This is a genomic window from Bacteroides sp. 1001302B_160321_D4 (assembly GCF_015667765.1).
In the GTDB taxonomy this organism is placed as follows: domain Bacteria; phylum Bacteroidota; class Bacteroidia; order Bacteroidales; family Bacteroidaceae; genus Bacteroides; species Bacteroides xylanisolvens.
On the sequence record NZ_JADPLO010000001.1, the window covers coordinates 12,176 to 29,845 of the forward strand.

Annotated in this window: 15 protein-coding genes; all 15 read right to left on the reverse strand. The window is 45.9% G+C overall.

Translation table 11 applies throughout. From position 1 onward, the window contains the following. Positions 1-3 precede the first annotated feature (3 nt). Positions 4-723, reverse strand: coding sequence for a hypothetical protein (locus tag KFO40_RS00075; protein ID WP_410489890.1), 720 nt, complete (start codon positions 721-723; stop codon positions 4-6). Positions 724-828: 105 nt separating this feature from the next. Beyond that, positions 829-1,464: an outer membrane beta-barrel protein gene (locus KFO40_RS00080; protein WP_120067712.1), complete on the reverse strand. Its 636-nt coding sequence runs from the start codon at positions 1,462-1,464 to the stop codon at positions 829-831. Between the two features lie 20 nt (positions 1,465-1,484). Beyond that, a complete protein-coding gene (locus KFO40_RS00085) occupies positions 1,485-1,976 on the reverse strand; it encodes a hypothetical protein (RefSeq protein WP_165861457.1) in 492 nt (163 codons plus the stop codon). A gap of 99 nt (positions 1,977-2,075) precedes the next feature. Beyond that, positions 2,076-2,306, reverse strand: coding sequence for a hypothetical protein (locus KFO40_RS00090; RefSeq protein WP_004313711.1), 231 nt, complete (start codon positions 2,304-2,306; stop codon positions 2,076-2,078). Between the two features lie 681 nt (positions 2,307-2,987). Continuing rightward, entirely contained in the window at positions 2,988-3,602 is a 615-nt protein-coding gene (locus KFO40_RS00095; protein WP_004313712.1) for a polysaccharide deacetylase family protein, read from the reverse strand. 110 nt (positions 3,603-3,712) lie between these two features. Further along, entirely contained in the window at positions 3,713-7,126 is a 3,414-nt protein-coding gene (locus KFO40_RS00100; protein WP_211145934.1) for a DUF2723 domain-containing protein, read from the reverse strand. 562 nt (positions 7,127-7,688) lie between these two features. Next, positions 7,689-8,525: a metal ABC transporter ATP-binding protein gene (locus tag KFO40_RS00105; protein ID WP_211145935.1), complete on the reverse strand. Its 837-nt coding sequence runs from the start codon at positions 8,523-8,525 to the stop codon at positions 7,689-7,691. 37 nt (positions 8,526-8,562) lie between these two features. Further along, positions 8,563-9,492 carry a metal ABC transporter solute-binding protein, Zn/Mn family gene (locus KFO40_RS00110; protein ID WP_211145936.1) on the reverse strand — a complete coding sequence of 310 codons (930 nt, stop codon included), beginning with the start codon at positions 9,490-9,492 and terminating at the stop codon, positions 8,563-8,565. A gap of 38 nt (positions 9,493-9,530) precedes the next feature. After that, a complete protein-coding gene (gene mnmD / locus KFO40_RS00115; RefSeq protein ID WP_087317982.1) occupies positions 9,531-10,328 on the reverse strand; it encodes a tRNA (5-methylaminomethyl-2-thiouridine)(34)-methyltransferase MnmD in 798 nt (265 codons plus the stop codon). Positions 10,329-10,386: 58 nt separating this feature from the next. Then, positions 10,387-10,866 carry a YqaA family protein gene (locus KFO40_RS00120; protein WP_117809304.1) on the reverse strand — a complete coding sequence of 160 codons (480 nt, stop codon included), beginning with the start codon at positions 10,864-10,866 and terminating at the stop codon, positions 10,387-10,389. After that, positions 10,851-11,861, reverse strand: a complete 1,011-nt coding sequence (locus tag KFO40_RS00125; RefSeq protein ID WP_117809303.1) for a hypothetical protein — start codon at positions 11,859-11,861, stop codon at positions 10,851-10,853. Before KFO40_RS00125 ends, KFO40_RS00120 begins: the two co-directional genes overlap by 16 nt. 114 nt (positions 11,862-11,975) lie before the next feature. Beyond that, on the reverse strand, positions 11,976-13,250 hold the full coding sequence (gene purD / locus KFO40_RS00130) for a phosphoribosylamine--glycine ligase (protein WP_049701516.1): 1,275 nt from the start codon (positions 13,248-13,250) through the stop codon (positions 11,976-11,978). Positions 13,251-13,318: 68 nt separating this feature from the next. Then, positions 13,319-15,517: a S9 family peptidase gene (locus KFO40_RS00135; protein WP_141408683.1), complete on the reverse strand. Its 2,199-nt coding sequence runs from the start codon at positions 15,515-15,517 to the stop codon at positions 13,319-13,321. 14 nt (positions 15,518-15,531) lie between these two features. Then, entirely contained in the window at positions 15,532-16,080 is a 549-nt protein-coding gene (locus KFO40_RS00140; protein ID WP_004313721.1) for an ORF6N domain-containing protein, read from the reverse strand. Positions 16,081-16,224: 144 nt separating this feature from the next. Continuing rightward, positions 16,225-17,664 (reverse strand): class I SAM-dependent RNA methyltransferase, encoded by a 1,440-nt coding sequence (locus tag KFO40_RS00145; protein ID WP_118196634.1) that lies wholly within the window; start codon positions 17,662-17,664, stop codon positions 16,225-16,227. Between the last annotated feature and the right edge of the window lie 6 nt (positions 17,665-17,670).

Sequence of the window (17,670 nt, forward strand, 5' to 3'; positions counted from 1 at the left end):
ACTCTATTTGATAATAGTTTCCACATGTCCGTTCTTGAAGAACAGGTAGAACGAGCTGGAATACATCCATTGCACTTCTCCATTTGATTCTTGAATAGTCTGCGGTTTGCCGAAAGCCAGTAGACATTCATCTTCCGTCATGCCTTTCACCGGCTTGTTGATGTTGATTTCATTCCAATGAGTAATCGGTGAAAGCTGGTTCGTTATGATGAAGTCGAACATTTTGTTCAATACTTGCGATTCAATCTGTACGAAATCATCCATGATTTCTTTGTGAGATGCTTTTTTGTCCGGTTGTAGCTTCTCCATAGGAGTGATTTTTTTCATTATCACTGCTGATGACTCTATCCGTATATTGGAAAGATAATAAACCAGTTTACCGTCCTTTACTTGAAACAGGGCCTTGCAATAGTAAGTATTCTTTTGGCTTGAGTCTGCCTGCGAGGCAAGTATCAGATCGCAACTGAAGTTTTTAGCCGGTACGTTGACCTCCGCTATTCCTTCCCGTAACTGTGGACAGACATTTTTGACGATCCATAGCAGTGCATTAGCGTAGATGTTTTCGTCTTGCATATCGCTGAAAGGGGTAAATCCGCTGACCACATATTTATTGCCGTCTGCACTGATAGGATAGTTCTTTTTCTGTTCGGTGAAGGTCTGTGCTATCAGTGGGATAATTCCTACCAGTAGATATAAGATTACCAGAAATTGTCGTTTGGTCATCATATTCCGTTCTTTTTAAGAAAACAGCATCCACGGCCCTTTTTGTGAAAAGAAAAGATCGTGGACGCTGAATAAATAATATGGTTTATTGAGGTTTGGTTGTCCTTAGAAGGCAATACCCAGACGAATCATAAAGTTACTGGTTTTGAATCCGTCGGCATCGCTGAATGCATCTATAAATCCGCGTTCGTAGGTGAGATCCAGATTGAAACGGTCATACCAGACTCCTACGCCGATATTCATACCGGCATCAAAATGATTGTAGTCAACCTCCATATAATCTGCATAATCACCCCAACTGATGCTTTCTCCATCTTCTTTCATTTTGCTTGTGTAATCGTAACTAGCGAAGACTCCTACATGCGGGTCGATACGGACGTTGTCCGCCACAGCAAATTTCCATCCGAATGTGAACGGAGAATATTGTATGTTGTGAGCCATACATTTCGTGTCGTCCACTTTGAAACCACGGGAGCCAAGTCCAAACTCCATCCCCCAGTATCCTCCTGTACTGCCTAAAGGCTTCTGATAACCAAATGTTGCGTTATATCCGATGTTTGAATCAGCTCCTTCGGCCCCGTCACCGGAGAAATTCATGATATTCAAACCTGCACGCAAGAACCATTGTGTGCTGCTGGCTTGCTTCTCTGTTTTGACGATTGCGCTTCTGGATGATACGATTTGCGCTTGAGTTCCTACACACAATAAGAGTGCGGCAACCATTGATAGTACTTTTTTCATTGTTATTGATATTTTAGTGATTAATTCTTATTCTTAACGACGGGCGCTATCTGGCTTTTTCCATCTGTGGGTGACAACTTCTGTAGGCGAATCCATTCGTAATCGTCCTTAGTGGCCGGATGCCAGTTGACGAAAATTCCGGGATAACCTACCACCGTAACCGTGTACCCACCTGTTTTTTCATTATCTTCCACTTTGAAAGTGGCCCCCATGATGACGTCGCAATTATATTTAATGGTGGACAGATAAGTCCCCCAAGCACGGATGTTGTCAAGTTCTCCTTTCATGGCGATCTCCACTTCCTCTTTGCTTAGTGTCCATTCATCCTTGATCCGTCCCTTATCTTCCAGTATTTTCACCTCGACAACTGTCGGTTTGACACAAACTTCAGTAACTGCATCGCCTGCACGTGCCTGTGCGTCGCGAAACTTGAAGACCGTCTTTTGCGCATGGGCTCCGACGGCACAACCGATAACCAGAGCAATAATCAGAAATAGTTTTTTCGTTTTCATGTCCTTTTGTGATTATATGTTAATATGCCTGCAAAGGTATGCGAAAGGAGTATACTACCGGGTGAAAACATAGTTCCAAGAACGATACGAAATTGTATCCTATTTGGATACACTGGGGAAGCTTCCGGTGTTGATACTGTCAGACAGATCACGGAAAAAATCGTGGCCGAGGATGTAGGAGATGCGCCAGAGCAGGTGGATGTCAATATTCTCTTTCCGGAATATCTTGTAAACATTGGGGCGTGTGCAGCATAGTTGGGTAGCGAACCAGGTGACGGTGCGTCCCTGTTCGTGAAGCGTGCGTTCAATAAGTTGTCCTGCATGAATCATGTGCCTATTCTGCTTATGTGTGTCCCCCGGACTCCCGTTGGGCGGACAATTCAATCTATTATTGACAGGAATATATAGAAATGGCGTGGGAATCTCTCACCTTCGTCCGTTCCATGTTCAAGGCCTTCGCAATGCCAATTATCGGGAACGAACAACGCAGAAAGCCCACGCCGATATGTACAACACCCGTAGCCCCCCTTTGTTTATCAAAGTGAGGCACGGATGTATATAAATACACATCAGGAGGACGTCTTTGTTGCTGTTAGTCATTCCGATAGGTCAAAGTTTGCGAAGTTTTGAACATAAATGACAAACGCTTGTAAACGTCTTCTCAATATAAACATCTCTCCCTCGCCACCCGGAGGCTTTCTGCGGAAGAGACCGTTGCAAATGTATAAAAAAATACGGATGGAAAAGGTAATGTGAATCAGAAACTTTTTGAATACTGGTTATTTTGCCCTCTTTTTTCCTTTGCCGGGCGAAATGCGCTTGTACTGACATCTTATAAGAAAGAGGAGTGATCTCCCAATTTCGGGCACGAAACAGGCCTTAAACTACAAAAGCCGGGGCGTAAGACCTCGGCTTATATTTTTATCTTCTTATCAGGAAGCTTGGCTCATTGGAGACTTTTTTCAAAAATCTCTGTTTTTTTCGAAGTTTCTGTTTTCTCAAAGGTTGTTATTATAACACCTTGAACTCATACCCTTCCTCTTTCAGGAATTCAATGGCACGAGGAAGTGCATATTGCAGGTTACCATTATTCCAGGACTTCAGCGAATCATGGAAAGTGATGATGGAACCGTTGCGTGCATAGCGCTTCACATTGTTCAATACCTGTTCCGGGCGCATCCGTTTACTATAATCACGAGTTACGAGATCCCACATGATAATGCGGTAATGATAGCGCAAGGTATAATACTGCCGGAACCCCATGTGTCCGTGTGGCGGGCGGAAGAGATCGGAATGAATAATTTCGTCTACCTTTCTGGCGTTTGCGAGGTAATCCGGATTAGAATATTCAAATCCACGGATGTGGTTGAAGGTATGGTTACCGATGCGGTGTCCGTGTTCTACCACCATCCGGTATTCATCCGGGTGCTTGCGTATATTGTCGCCTACCATAAAGAAGGTAGCTTTAATATGATGCTTTTCCAATACTTCCAGTACCCAGGGAGTTACTTCAGGGATGGGACCGTCGTCAAAAGTCAGATAGACTGCCCGTTCATTCGGATCCATCCGGAAGATAGCTTGTGGATACAACGCCCGGAAAAGCCAAGGTGGTTGTTCTATAAACATGAGAGTCTGTGTTAAACAAGTATTAAGTAATAAGTATTAAGTATTATCCATGCGGAAAACATATCGGAAGCTATGGTAATACTTAATACCTGATACTTAATACTTACTATTTATTTCCCTTTCATTCTTGTCACGTACTCGTTATAAAGTTGGTCGAGCTGCGTGGAGTAATGTTTCGCGAGTTTTTCTGATTTGTATTTTTCCATTAAGCGGACTTCGGCGTCAAGCAAGCTGGCGTTGTACACGAAGTTTTCGCCGGCGATGGCAAGCTGGTTATCGTTCAGGCTAAGATACCAGATCATGTATTCGAGCGATTTGTTGGCAAGCTCGTCGATGATCTTGTTGGCTTTCTCGTTCTGTCCCAGTTGGTAATAAGATTCTGCCATTTGGAAGGCGCCGTTTGCCCAGTCGTACGGTACGTTGTATGACGGAATCATCTTTTCGGCGTAGTCGAGTGCGGCGAGTGCCTTATCCTTCTTGCCTTCTTTGATAAGCTGGCCTACGAGTTGCGTGAAGATACGGCGGTGCGTGTAGCACATACGCATCACGTTCTCGTCGATATAGATACCCGGTTTGTCGATACCGCCGAACTTGAACTTGTTCATCAGGTTGTCGTACATCTTTTCGCTGTCAATCTTGCTGTCCAGTTTGTCCGTATCGAACGGTGTGAAACGATAGGCAAGACCTTCCTGCATAAAGTGGTTGCCCATGCCCAGATGGTTTTCGCTTCCTACGGTGATTGCCATATAGATAGGACGTTCCCAGTTGGCATTGGCAAGCATTTCGAGCATCATTAGTTCACTCTTGTAGAGGGCGCGTTTCGGGTTGCCGTTGGCGTCTCTAAGGGTGATTGTCATGTATTCGGGGATAGAGTCGCCCAGAGCTTCCGGTATCTTCATGCCGGAGCGGCGTACGGCTTCTTTGTCCACCTTCATTACGATGCTGTCCGTAGGGATAAGCGGCAGTTGGATATCTTTTCCAGTCTTTTTGAGAAGCTCTTTCAACTGGTCGTTCTTACCGAGCATCCAGCGGTTGATGATTTCCTTCAATTCGTATGGATTCTCACCGAAAATGGAGTGAACGAGTGATAATATGGTAGTGTCTCCCTGTGCAGCCAGTTCGTTTGCCTGTTTGAAATAGCTGTCGATGAAAGCCTTCATTTCCGTACGGATAGGGATATATTCATTTTGTCCTTCCACATATTCCACACGGTCCCAAGTGATAGGAAGCGACGGGGAATCGTAGGCCGGACGTTTCATTTGGTCGATATACCAATCTGTTTGCAGATAACTTAGGTTACAGGTGCGGGCATCTGTACGGAAGCCTTCCGTTTCCTGGTTGTACCACAATGGGAAAGTATCGTTATCACCATTGGTATAGATAATCGGATTTCCTTTTTCCTGTAAGGTCATCAGGTAGTTCTGTCCGAAGTCGCGGGCAACGAAGCGTCCGCTACGGTCGTGGTCATCCCAAGTCTGTCCCGCCATCTGGATGGGGACGAACAAACAGAGCACTGAAGCCAGTACGGCTGCCGGAAGTTCCTGCATCTTGCAGTATTCTCGCAGCATACGGATGATACCTGCCACTCCCATACCTACCCAGATGGCAAAGGCGTAGAACGAACCGGCATACGCGTAATCTCGTTCACGGGGTTGTGCAGGGGTTTGGTTGAGGTAGAGCACGATAGCGATACCTGTCATGAAGAACAGGAAGAAGACCACCCAGAATTGCTGGATACCCCGCTGGCTATGATAAGCCTGCCAGAAGAGTCCGATTAAGCCGAGAATCAGCGGCAGACAGTAGAATACATTGTGTCCTTTATTGTTTTTGAGATCCTGCGGAAGCAGTTCCTGATTACCTACCAGCAAGTTGTCGATAAACGGAATACCGGTGATCCAGTTGCCGTGTTCAATTTCTCCGCTACCCTGTATGTCGTTCTGCCGTCCGGCAAAGTTCCACATGAAATAACGCCAGTACATGAAGTTCAACTGGTAGGAGAAGAAGAATTTGATATTTTCCCATTGGTTAGGCATGTTCACCATTACCATTTCTCCACACTGGTCGTAAGGAACGTCGTGTCCTTTGATGTCTACCCATTGCTTGTAGAGTGGTGCGTGTGACGAGCTGTACATACGCGGGAAAAACATATTCTGTGCATATTCGTATTCCACACGTCCGGGAAGTTCGATATAAGAGTCTTTTTCGTCGGGAGAAGTCTTTTCCTTGCGGACAAACTTGCTTCCTGCTTCCGACTGGCGCGGAATACAATAGCCGTCTTTTACGTCGAGTGCCACTTTCGAAGAGAAAGCAGGGCCGTAGAAGAGCGGACGGGTTCCGTATTGTTCACGGCCGAGGTATTCGCCCAGGGTGAATATATCCTCCGGTGAGTTTTGGTCCATCGGAGTGTTGGCAGTAGAACGGATAACGATCAGTGCGTAAGAAGAATACCCGATTACGATCATCATGGTGCACAGCAATGCTGTGTTCATGGTGCGGGCGGTGATACGCCATCTCTCTTTGATTTTAGCCTGTACACTCGGAGCAAGATAAAGTCCCAGTGCGGCAATAACCAAAATACCGATGATGATACTGCTGGCTCCGTGTCCGTAGAATGGGATACCCAGCAAAGCGATCGTCAGGATAAAGGAGATAGCCATGCGCGCTTTGTTCTTTTCGGTGTAACTTTCGTATACACCCCAAATCAGAGCGGCCGCAAGCAGAATGATATAAACCACTACGCCCGAATTGAATGACATTCCGAGTCCGTTGACGAACAACAGTTCAAACCAGCCACCTACTTTCACGATACCCGGTACGATGCCGTAAAGCACGGCTGCAACGAGCACCATTGAACCTAATAGCGCTATTAACGAACCTTTGGCGGTAGCATTCGGCGTTTTTTTGTAGTAGTATACCAATACGATGGCAGGCAGACAAAGCAAGTTCAATAAGTGCACACCGATACTCAATCCGGTCAGATAGGCGATGAGGATAATCCAACGGTCGCTGTGCGGCTGGTCGGCTACGTCTTCCCATTTCAGAATCAACCAGAAAACAACAGCGGTAAAGAGGGAGGAGAAGGCATATACTTCACCTTCCACGGCCGAGAACCAGAATGTGTCACTGAATGTATAAACCAGTGCACCGATCAGTCCGCTACCCATCACTGTGATAAGCTGTCCTTTGGTGATATTGTTTTCGTCAGTGATAACCAGTTTGCGTACCAGGTGGGTGATGCTCCAGAAAAGGAACAGGATACAGGCGCCACTCATGAGGGCACTCATGTAATTCACCATTTTAGCAACAGTTGTTACGTCGGAAGCAAATTGAGAAAACAGATTCGCCACTAGCATGAAGAAAGGTGCGCCGGGCGGGTGACCGACTTCCAGTTTATAGCCGGTGGTTATGAACTCCGGGCAATCCCAGAAACTTGCGGTCGGTTCTATTGTCAGGCAGTAGACGGTTGCCGCAATGATGAATGTAAGCCAACCCATAAGGTTGTTTACGGTTCTGTACTGTTTCATTAGCACTATCGTAGTTTATTCGTTAAAAACAAATTATGAGGTCGCAAAGATAGTGATTTGTAAGGATAATGAGGAAGAAAGTAAGAAATATTAAGTAACGAAGGGGTGATTTACTATCTCTTTCACTCTTCCGGAAGGCGGGAACTTGTGTGTTGGCAAGTAAGGAATTTGTTTTTAGCCCTTTAATAAATAAGCTCTGGTGTATTAGAGATAAACTTCCTTTATCCTGTTAGTGAACTTCTTTTGCCTTAATAACAAACTTCCTTTTCATTAGTCATAAACTATAATTGCAAGTTTTGTTTTTATAAATGAAACTTGCAATTATAAAAACAAAGCTTGCAATTTTATAAACGTAACTTGCGTTTATAGATTATCCTTAGTCAAGCATAACTTTCCTGTTAGAGAAGAACAAGTTTACTATTAATACAACGGAAGTTTACTATTAATAGCTTGGCCGTTAGGTGTTAACACTTGTAATATCAGCTGTTAATGGTTGAGATTTCAGGTATTAATACTTGGGTTGCTGTATATATATGTTTGGGATATTGAATATGTGTATCCTTTAATGATGGTGATGATGTTCCCCTAAAACCCGATGAGGCAGTGTGCCGTGTCCCAATAGTTCGATGGGGCAGTTGAAGTTTCTTTCCAGCCATTCGGTAGTGACGCCCGTGTCCGGATGGTAATCCAGCGTTTCATTGACACAGGCGATGGATTTTACCTGTTGCAATACAGTGCCGATGTCGTGACTGACAAGGATAATGGCACATTCTTTATTGATTTCAGCCAATAACTCATAAAGGCGTGCTTCAAAACGCTTGTCGATATACGTGCTGGGCTCATCAAGAATCAACACTGCAGGGTCCGAGATGATGGCACGTCCTAACAAGGCACGTTGCAGTTGTCCACCGCTTAATTGTCCGATAGAGCGGCTTTCAAGCCCTTCAAGCCCCATGCGGGCGATAATCTGTTTGCCTTTCTCTCTCTGTTCGGGAGTGAACCGGGAGGTGAGCGACTTTTGTATGCTCAATCCGGACAGGATCACTTCTTCCACGGAAATAGGGAACTTCCGGTCTATGGTGCTGTATTGCGGCAGGTAACCGAGGAAAAGCTGGGATTTTGCGGAAGAACTTTGAAAGGAACTTTTGGCAGATGTTTCTGTTGAAGTCCCTTCCGTAGATGTTCTTATGGGAGCCTTCTCGGGAGTATGGAATATAATTTCCCCTCCGGTTGGTTTTAACAGACCGAGGATGCACTTTATAAGCGTTGTTTTGCCGCCTCCGTTCGGACCTATAATACCTAGAAAATCCCGTTCGTAGATGCTTAGATTAACATCGTGGAGAACAGTGCGACCGTCATATCCGGCGGAAAGATTCTTTATTTCGATTATTGGTTTCATTATTGGAAAGGGCTTGATTGGTTCTTTCTTTATACGTTTATTTGGTGGTAGCTTGCGGCGCAAGGGCTTTGGCTACATTCAGCATCTCTTCCTCCCAGTCATAACTTAACGGGTTGATAGGGACTACTTTCGTTCCGGTTTGCTGCGCGATGGTTTCCGCATTGCGTTTGTCAAACTCCGGTTGAACGAAGATAACGCCTACATTTTCCGCCTGACAGACGTCTATCAGGTCTTTCAGATGAGCGGGAGAGGGTTCTTTGCCTCCTTCTTCGATCGAAATTTGATGCAATCCGTAGTCGCGGGCGAAGTAGGAGAGGGCCGGATGATAAATCATGAAGGCTTTGGCTGCTTCGGGGACAGAGAGTTGTCGGCGAATCAGGCTGTCGGTGTGCTGGATGCGCTGACAGAGAGAATCGTAACGGTTTCTATAATATGGTTCGTTTGCTTTATCCAGTTGGCTAAGGGCCTTGTAGGTGTTTCCGGCGATGATTAAAGCATTACCGGTAGAATTCCATACGTGTGGCTCTACGGCGTGGATATGGCCGTCGTGACTGTTGTGGCCGTGGGCATGGCCATGGTCATCATTATTGAGTATGAGGTCGATTCCTTTCGAGGTGTCGAACACTTGGATATGGGGAGTATTGTTCATCAGGCGGTCCATCCAGGTTTGTTCGAAGCCGATGTACCCGATGCGGAAATAGGCTTTGCTGTTTCCTAAAGAAACAAGTTGCTGGGGGATAGGATCGTATGTCTCCGGGCTGGAACCTTTGGGCACCATGCTGACTACTTTGAATTTATCTCCGGCAATAGCTTCGGTGAAATAACGTTGCGGTTCCAGTGTGACGGTTATCACCGGCTTTGTCTCGTCACCGTTACTTGCTTGGGAGGAACGTCCTGTGCAGGCTGCCATCAGGAGGCAAGCACCAAGAAGGAAAAGTGTTCTCATATCTTTTAGTTGTTGTTTCATGATTTTTTCTGTTTCGGGGTTTCAATCTTATCTTGTTTCTACTCTTGTTTCCGGGCCCGTAATATTTCCCGTTTACCACCCGGAGGTCCGGGGAGACGTTCTACTGTGAATCCGGCTGTCTGTAACATTCGGCGTACTACACCTTTGGCACAGTAGGTAGTCAGAATTCCGTCTTTATCTAATAAAACATAGAGGCGGTTGAATAGTTCTTGCGACCACATTTCCGGTTGCTTTTCCGGGGCGAAGGCGTCGAAATAGACTAGATTAAATGGAGAGTTGAGAGTTGAGAGTTGAGAGTCGGCTACGCTGTCATTGCTATTGTTCACTCTCAACTCTCCATTCTCAACTCTCAACTTATTCACGTCCGTTTCTATTTTTCGTAAGGTGAAGTGTGGCGTAAGCTGCACGTCTTTTTCCCAGGGCGATGTATGAAGCTGCTTAAACAATTCGATAGCCGATTGTTGTTCTTCTTCATTCGGGGTAAATTGCTCGTCGGTTGCTGTTTGTATTCGATGTATGGTAAGCTGCTCATCGCTGGAGATATATCCTAGCTGTTCTACTGTTTGCCAGTCTAGCGGATAGAGTTCCAACCCTGTATAGTGTATATTTCGTCTGCTTCTTTCCGCTTCTTCAAGGGTGAGCCAAGCGTTTAGCCCTGTCCCGAAGCCGATTTCAAGAACACGTGGAGTAGCGGCAGGAGAGGCTTTCAACCCCATATCGATGAAAATATGTTGAGACTCCGTGCGTGCCCCTTTCGTCGAATGATAATGTTCATTCAATTCCGGAACAAACAGAGTAGCGCTCCCGTCATCGGTTCTCTCAATTATTCTTTCCATCACTCAATCTTTAATACTTAATACCTAATACTTAATACTTAATACTTAAAAAAGACCTCTACCCCGCCATAGCATCCCAGGCACTTTCGAGCACATACAGGAGAAGGATATAACGTATCAGTTTGCCGACAAACATGGAAACAATAGTAAGCCATGTGTTGCTTCGCATAAATCCCAGTGCAATGGCGATCACCTCGCCAATGGCAGGAAGAAAGGTGAAGAATGCCATCAATGCCCCTTTCCCTTGCAGGAATTTCACCATTTTGTCTACCTTTTCTTTCTTTACCTTGAAGTATTTCTCAATCCAGCTAACTTTACCCAGACGTCCCATGTAGTAACAAGTCATTCCGCCCACTGTATTGCCCAGAGTGGCGGCTATCAGACAGGCTATCGGGGGCAAGCCGAGCTTCACCAATGCCACCAGTACCAGTTCGGAACTGAAAGGCACGATGCTCCCAGCCAATAAAGCCGAGATGAATAATCCCGGAAGTCCCCATTCTATGAGGAGTTGTATCGTTGAATCTACAAAAGCGTCCATATATTAAAAGCGAATAAGAGGATGAGGCCGACCAATGAAATGATAAAGAACACATTCGAACTTTTACTATTGGTCAGTACAAAGAAATGCCCGATCAGGATGCTGTTGCTTATGATAAGCAAAGGCAGCAGGGCACTGCAATATATCGGTTGCAAGGCAATCAGCAGGAACAGGAAGAGCGTCAGGTCTATCAAGAACTGGAGATAGGCACGTGTGCGTATCTTATCCTCAAATCCGGCAGCGATGCAATGGACAGCACTGACGATAAACATCACGAGCAGATAGCCCAGTATAGCCAATTCCCAGGGTTGAAGGATTTGTAAGTTAAAGATTTCTCCGAAAGCTAATAGCTGGTTGAAAGGGCGGTAGAACAACTCCATCTCATTATAGAAGAAGGCGTGTCCGAACAGCATCCAGTAGGGCAGCATCCATCCGAGCAGCGCGCCGCAGAAACTACGCGGAGTGAGCGACTGGAAACGGTAGGCTTCGAGCAACCAAAGCACCGAGAGGATGGTGAGCTGTGGGAAAAGAATACTTCCCGCTCCGATAAAGAAGAAGGAATAGAATAGATAGCCCGCAGCTTGAGCTTGCTGATAGCTTTTAAACAGAAAATAAATGGAAATAAGAGAACCTAGGGCGACAATGTCTCCTATGTATAGTAAATGCATTCCCGGACAGACGGTGACCAGCAGGAAATAAATAGCTGTCTGCATGGAAGCCCTCATGCGGATAATACTGAACTGGTTGTTCAGCTCTATCAGAAAGTAGCCGATGATTGCGTAAACCAGAAAGCTGACAATTCGTTCTGCCCATCCCGGAAGCAGTAAATCGCGGGTGGATTGCAAGAAAGAAGAGCTGTCCTTGGGTGTTGTTGAGGCTATGGAGTCGGGAAATAAAAAGTAAGTCAACACCCAGCATAGGGCGCAGATAAAGATAACGGCAGGCAGGGTCCACCGTCCTGCCGTCACTTGACTTTGTAGTCTTTTATTTCTCATTTGTCTGTCAGTTCTTTTGCCGCCCGGCGGGCATATATCATCGCTTTGTAGGATCTATATGCCGTGCAAATAGGGGATTTATGCCTGCCGTGGCGTATCATTACAGGTTGTTTCTTACAAATCGAATCCGATGTCGCGGCGGAAATACTTCTTGTCGAAGTCGATCATGTCTGCCACTTTGTAGCTCTGTGCCAGTGCTTCTTCTTTCGTTGCACCGTAAGAGCAAACGGCAATCACACGTCCGCCGTTCGTCACCACTTGTCCGTCTTTCATGGCTGTTCCGGCATGGAAGATGATGCTGTCGGTGGCGGCAGCCTGTTCCAGTCCGCTGATAGGGAATCCTTTTTCGTAGGCTTCGGGGTAACCGCCGCTGACAAGAATGACGCAGCCGGCCGAACGTGGGTCCATCACTAGTGTTTTCTCGTTCAGGTTGCCTGCCGCTGTGCCTTCAAGCAACTCTACGAAGTCGCTTTGGATGCGCAACATCACGCTTTCTGTTTCCGGGTCGCCCATGCGGACGTTGTATTCGATAACCATCGGTTCACCTTTCACCTTGATAAGACCGAGGAAGATGAAACCTTTGTAGGTGATCTTTTCTTCTTTCAAACCATTGATGGTCGGTTCGATGATACGTGTGCGTACTTTCTCCATATATACTTCGTCGGCAAACGGAACCGGAGTTACGCTACCCATGCCGCCTGTATTCAATCCTTTGTCACCTTCACCGATACGTTTGTAGTCTTTTGCTACAGGGAGGACTTTGTAGTTGTCTCCGTCTGTCAGTACGAATACAGAGCACTCGATACCGCTCAAGAACTCTTCAATCACAACGGTTGCCGATGCGGAACCGAACATGCCGCCGAGCATTTCTTTCAGTTCTTTCTTCGCTTCATCCAGCGTAGGAAGGATGAGAACTCCTTTCCCGGCACAAAGGCCATCAGCCTTCAGTACGTAGGGAGCTTCCAACGTTTCGAGGAAAGCGAGGCCCTCTTCGAGGTTTTTGGAAGTGATGCTTTTGTAGCGGGCTGTCGGGATGTTGTGGCGCATCATGAAGCCTTTGGCAAATTCCTTGCTGCCTTCCAGTTGCGCTCCTTGAGCCGAGGGACCGATCACGGCAATATGCTTTAGCTCCGGACGGTTTTGGAAGTAATCGTAGATTCCTTTTACCAACGGATCTTCGGGACCTACTACTATCATTTGGATGTTCTCTTTTAGAGCAAAAGCACTGATTGCTTCAAAATCGGTTGCTTTGATGTTGACATTCTCGCCTACGGCAGTTGTTCCGGCATTTCCCGGAGCAATGTATAGTTTTTCAACTTTCGGACTTTGGGCAATTTTCCATGCCAGTGCATGTTCGCGGCCGCCCGAGCCTAGTAATAATATCTTCATCTTTGTATTGTTATGGATTTATACTGTTATCTATGATTTGTATGGATACGGTGGTGTCTTTGTCAGTTTTATAAGTTCTGCTCAAAGTACCGGGTGATTTTCTCATGCAGATGTACACGGTCGCGTCCTGCTACGTTGTGCTTGTGGCACGGGTAGATAAACAGGTCGGGATAAGTGCGGGCATCTACACAGGCTTTCATGAACGACAGGGTGTGCTGTGGCACGCAGGTGTCGTCGTGGTCGTCGTGAATAATCAATAGGTGACCTTTCAGTTGGCCGGCAAGGTTTTTCAGATTACATTCTTTGTAGCCTTCCGGATTGCTTTCCGGTGTATCCATATAGCGTTCGCCGTACATCACTTCATAATAGCCCCAGTCGATTACCGGGCCTCCGGCAACGCCTACTTTGAATATTTCCGGGTAACGAAGCATCAGGGCGGTAGTCATGTGTCCTCCGAAGCTCCATCCGTGTACGCCGATGCGTTCGCTGTCTACGTAGGAGAGGGATTTCAGGAATTCAACGCCTTTTACCTGGTCTTTACCTTCTTCGATGCCAAGACGGCGGAAGGTGGCATTTTCAAATGCCAGTCCACGGTTGCTGCTGCCACGATTGTCGATGGTAAACATGATATAGCCTTTACCTGCCATGTATGTGTCCCATCCGCGTGCGCCGTTTTGCCATCCTCCGGTGACGCATTGCGCGTGAGGACCTCCGTAGACGTATACGATGACGGGATATTTCTTGGCCGGGTCAAAGTTGGCCGGTTTCATCAGGCGATAATGCAGGTCGGTGGTGCCGTCTGCCGCTTTGATTGTTCCGGTTTCGATGCTTGGCATTTGGTAGCCTTCGTAAGGGCTTTCAGCAGTCAGCAGATTGGCTGTTTCTTTGAAGTTTTTGGTGTCTACCAGGTTGATGACGCGAGGCTGGTCTTTTGTTGAATAACGGTCGATAAGATAAGTGCCGGAAGCGCTAAGCATGCCGCTATGTTCGCTTTCTTTGCAGTTCTCGAACGGTTGGCTTATCTTTCCATTGCTCACGTTTACAGCGAAATGTCCGCTTCTCAAGCCTTCTACGGCTGTGAAGATGATTTCTTTACGCTTTGTGTTGAATCCCAGGACGTCGCTAACCAGCCAGTTGCCTTTGGTCAGTTGTTTGACTTTGCCGGCCTGGAAGTAAGTACCACCGTTGGCGCTGTTATAAGTTTCACCTTTCATGTTGGCTGCATTGGCATCAAAGAGATAAAGATGGTTGTAGCCGTCACGCTGACTTTGATAGATGAACTTGGTAGGGTCCCACGGCAAAAATACGATTGCGTTTTGTGGCTCCACGTATTTAGGATGCATTTCTTCGTAGAGAACGCCCATCGGCTCTCCTGTCTCTGCGTTATACTGGCAAAGTTTGGCGTGGTTCTGGTCACGGTTTACTTCAATCAGGTAGAGGCTTTTTTCATCCGGTGACCAGCTGATATTGGTGAAATAACGGTCTGTGGGATCACCTGCGTTCAGATAAATGCTTTTACCGGTAGCAGGGTTGTAAATACCCACTTTTACCTGATGGCTCGTCATTCCTGCCATCGGATAACGTACATTGTTCACTTCGCCTACGCGTGCAGTGATGTCTACAAGCGGGTATTGTGTCACCATGCTCTCGTCCATACGGTAGAAAGCGAGCAGGTTGCCTTTCGGGCTCCAGAAAGTACCTTTGTTGATACCGAATTCATTGCGGTGTACAGTCTGCCCGCAAACGATGCCTTCAGGTTCATTGGTTACCGCTTTTTCGTTCACATACAGATTGTTACCTATCGTGTATGCCACGTTTCCACTGGCTGCGCAATAGTCTTCATTATCTGCTCCGTCTTTGGGTTTGAGAGTGCTGACAACTTGATTGCTCTTGAAATCATATACAATGAACTTTCCTGCTATCTTGAATAGCATTTGTGGCTTATCGGCCCATGGGAAACTGACGGAATACAGGTGTGATAACTTTCCTGCCTTGTTCTCTTCAAGCACTTTGTTGATCTGTTCACGAGTGATAACCATTGTTTCCTTTCCCGTTTTGGGTTGGATAGAATAAAGGGTATCTACGCCCGGCTTGATACATTCGTCACCCCACCATTGCAGTCCGTACAGGTTGTCTGCATAGCGGTAACTCTCGCCACCCGGAATCAATTCTTCCAGTGTCGGCTTTTTGGTTTCTTGTGCCATAACATTGAATCCGATTGGTAGTGCCAACAATAAAAGCATGGCTCTTTTTCCAATTTTACTCATTGCTCTTTTCTTTATTATTTGTTTTTAAATCCTTCTATTTTTACTCTGTCCAAGGGAGTCTGCTTTATTTGAATGGCAGCACTCAACTTGGCGAAAGCGGTGAATAGGTCGTCAAATTGCTTCTCGTAGCTTTCTCTGTCGGAGGATATGTCCTCTTCCAAGTATTCAATCCTTTTCCTCAATTCTTCCAATTCCTGTTTCGGAGCATGGGAGAGCAGGTATTGACGCATGTGGACGAAGGCATCCATAATATTAATACTGACTTCAATAGCACGGGGACTTTTCAGAACTCCAGATAACATTGCTACACCTTGTTCTGTAAAAGCGTAAGGCATTTTGCGAGTACCACCCCAACTTGATATTCCATTTTGGAATATCAAGTTGAACTCGTCTTTATTTAATTGAAACATGAATCTTGCAGGAAATCGTTCGATGTTTCGTTTAATGGCTTTATTGAAGTTACCTGTGGTAACTTCATACATCTCCGCCAAATCAAAGTCCAACATAACTTTTTGACCTCTGATCTCATAAATTTTATTTTCAATGATAACAATGTCGTTCATTTTTTCTTTAATTGGTTGCTATCATAGATAGCTTATTGGCGAAAATGTTATTTGAACTTGAGGTTGCAATTTGTGACCTCAAGTTGGTTATCAGGGTGTTAATGAGTGTGTGATGTTATAATGTGTCATTAACTATTGAATGGTTTATTCCTCTTCCTTCTTCGGAATCCTCGGCTCCCGGTTCCCCCTAAATTCTCTTGGCCCTCTTGAATCTCTTCCTCCACGAAACTCTCCCCGCGGCTTTCTATCTCTGTCACCGCCTTTGAACTCACCACCTTCTCTGCGCGGCTTGTATTCTCCCTCTCTGCGAGGTCTGGATTCACCATCCCGACGCGGTTTGAACTCACCTTCGCGGCGTGGCTTAAATTCTTTTCTTTCTCTGAATCTTGGAGTCTGTTCTCCTTCAGCCTCTTTTTTTTCTTCTCCCTCTTCCTGGCTCTTGAACTCTTTGTATTTTCCGTCAAAAATCTCATATTTGCGGAACTCACACTCCAATGGTCCATTGAACAAAGGAACTTTCTGACTTGCTTTCAGACCAATCTGGTCGAAACACTCTTCCCGATAAGAAAGCACCCATGCCTCGTTTCCTACAAACGCATGTTTCAGACGTTCACCGATCATCTGATAAAGTCCAAGCAAATCATTAGTGGAAATACGTTCACCATATGGCGGGTTAGTGATGATAATCGACTTTTCCTGCGGCTGTTCAAACTGCTGGAACGGCTGCAGCTTCAACACGATGTCTTTCGATACGCCGGCAGCTTTTATATTGTGAGTCGCAATCTCATTAGCTTTCGGATTGTTATCATATCCGTAAATCTTATGAGCAAATTCGCGCTCCTGACTGTCATCATTGTAAATCTCATCGAACATATCCGCATCGAAATCTACCCATTTCTCAAAAGCAAATCCTTTACGGAACACTCCCGGAGCGATATTCTTAGCAATCAGTGCCGCTTCAACAGGGATAGTACCCGAACCACACATCGGGTCGATCAAATCACATTCTCCGCGCCATCCGGTCATTAGAATCATGCCGGCAGCCAATACCTCATTTAACGGGGCTTCTACTGCTTCCTGGCGATAACCGCGACGGTGAAGTGATTCTCCGGACGAGTCCAAAGACAACGTACAGGTAGTCTGTGCAATATGAATATTCAGAAGTACATCCGGATTGTTGATACGTACCGACGGACGTTTCCCTGTTTTATCACGGAAATAATCCACAATCGCATCTTTCACCTTATACGAAACGAATTTCGAATGGCGGAACTCATCACTGAATACTACTGCATCGATAGCGAACGTCTTGTTCACATCGAGATATTCTTCCCATGGAATAGCCTGTATTTGATTATAAACCTCATCGGCATCTTTGGCTGTAAAGTTTTTAATTGGTTTCAGGATACGGATGGCGGTGCGAAGGCAAAAATTCGCCTTATACATCATACGTTTATCTCCTGTGAATGAAACCATGCGGCGTCCTATTTGAATGTCGTTGGCTCCTAATGCTGTCAGTTCTTCTGCAAGTATCTCTTCCAGTCCCTGGAAAGTCTTGGCTATCATCTCGAATTGTTCGCTCATATAGAT

Excerpts from the sequence above, each read along its gene's own strand:
- KFO40_RS00085 (WP_165861457.1), bottom strand. The coding sequence starts at position 1,976 with ATGAAAACGAAAAAACTATTTCTGATTATTGCTCTGGTTATCGGTTGT.
- KFO40_RS00110 (WP_211145936.1), bottom strand. The coding sequence starts at position 9,492 with ATGAAACAACAACTAAAAGATATGAGAACACTTTTCCTTCTTGGTGCT.
- KFO40_RS00090 (WP_004313711.1), bottom strand. The coding sequence starts at position 2,306 with ATGATTCATGCAGGACAACTTATTGAACGCACGCTTCACGAACAGGGA.
- KFO40_RS00095 (WP_004313712.1), bottom strand. The coding sequence starts at position 3,602 with ATGTTTATAGAACAACCACCTTGGCTTTTCCGGGCGTTGTATCCACAA.
- KFO40_RS00080 (WP_120067712.1), bottom strand. The coding sequence starts at position 1,464 with ATGAAAAAAGTACTATCAATGGTTGCCGCACTCTTATTGTGTGTAGGA.
- KFO40_RS00100 (WP_211145934.1), bottom strand. The coding sequence starts at position 7,126 with ATGAAACAGTACAGAACCGTAAACAACCTTATGGGTTGGCTTACATTC.
- KFO40_RS00075 (WP_410489890.1), bottom strand. The coding sequence starts at position 723 with ATGACCAAACGACAATTTCTGGTAATCTTATATCTACTGGTAGGAATT.
- mnmD (WP_087317982.1), bottom strand. The coding sequence starts at position 10,328 with ATGGAAAGAATAATTGAGAGAACCGATGACGGGAGCGCTACTCTGTTT.
- KFO40_RS00140 (WP_004313721.1), bottom strand. The coding sequence starts at position 16,080 with ATGAACGACATTGTTATCATTGAAAATAAAATTTATGAGATCAGAGGT.
- KFO40_RS00125 (WP_117809303.1), bottom strand. The coding sequence starts at position 11,861 with ATGAGAAATAAAAGACTACAAAGTCAAGTGACGGCAGGACGGTGGACC.
- KFO40_RS00145 (WP_118196634.1), bottom strand. The coding sequence starts at position 17,664 with ATGAGCGAACAATTCGAGATGATAGCCAAGACTTTCCAGGGACTGGAA.
- KFO40_RS00135 (WP_141408683.1), bottom strand. The coding sequence starts at position 15,517 with ATGAGTAAAATTGGAAAAAGAGCCATGCTTTTATTGTTGGCACTACCA.
- KFO40_RS00120 (WP_117809304.1), bottom strand. The coding sequence starts at position 10,866 with ATGGACGCTTTTGTAGATTCAACGATACAACTCCTCATAGAATGGGGA.
- KFO40_RS00105 (WP_211145935.1), bottom strand. The coding sequence starts at position 8,525 with ATGAAACCAATAATCGAAATAAAGAATCTTTCCGCCGGATATGACGGT.
- purD (WP_049701516.1), bottom strand. The coding sequence starts at position 13,250 with ATGAAGATATTATTACTAGGCTCGGGCGGCCGCGAACATGCACTGGCA.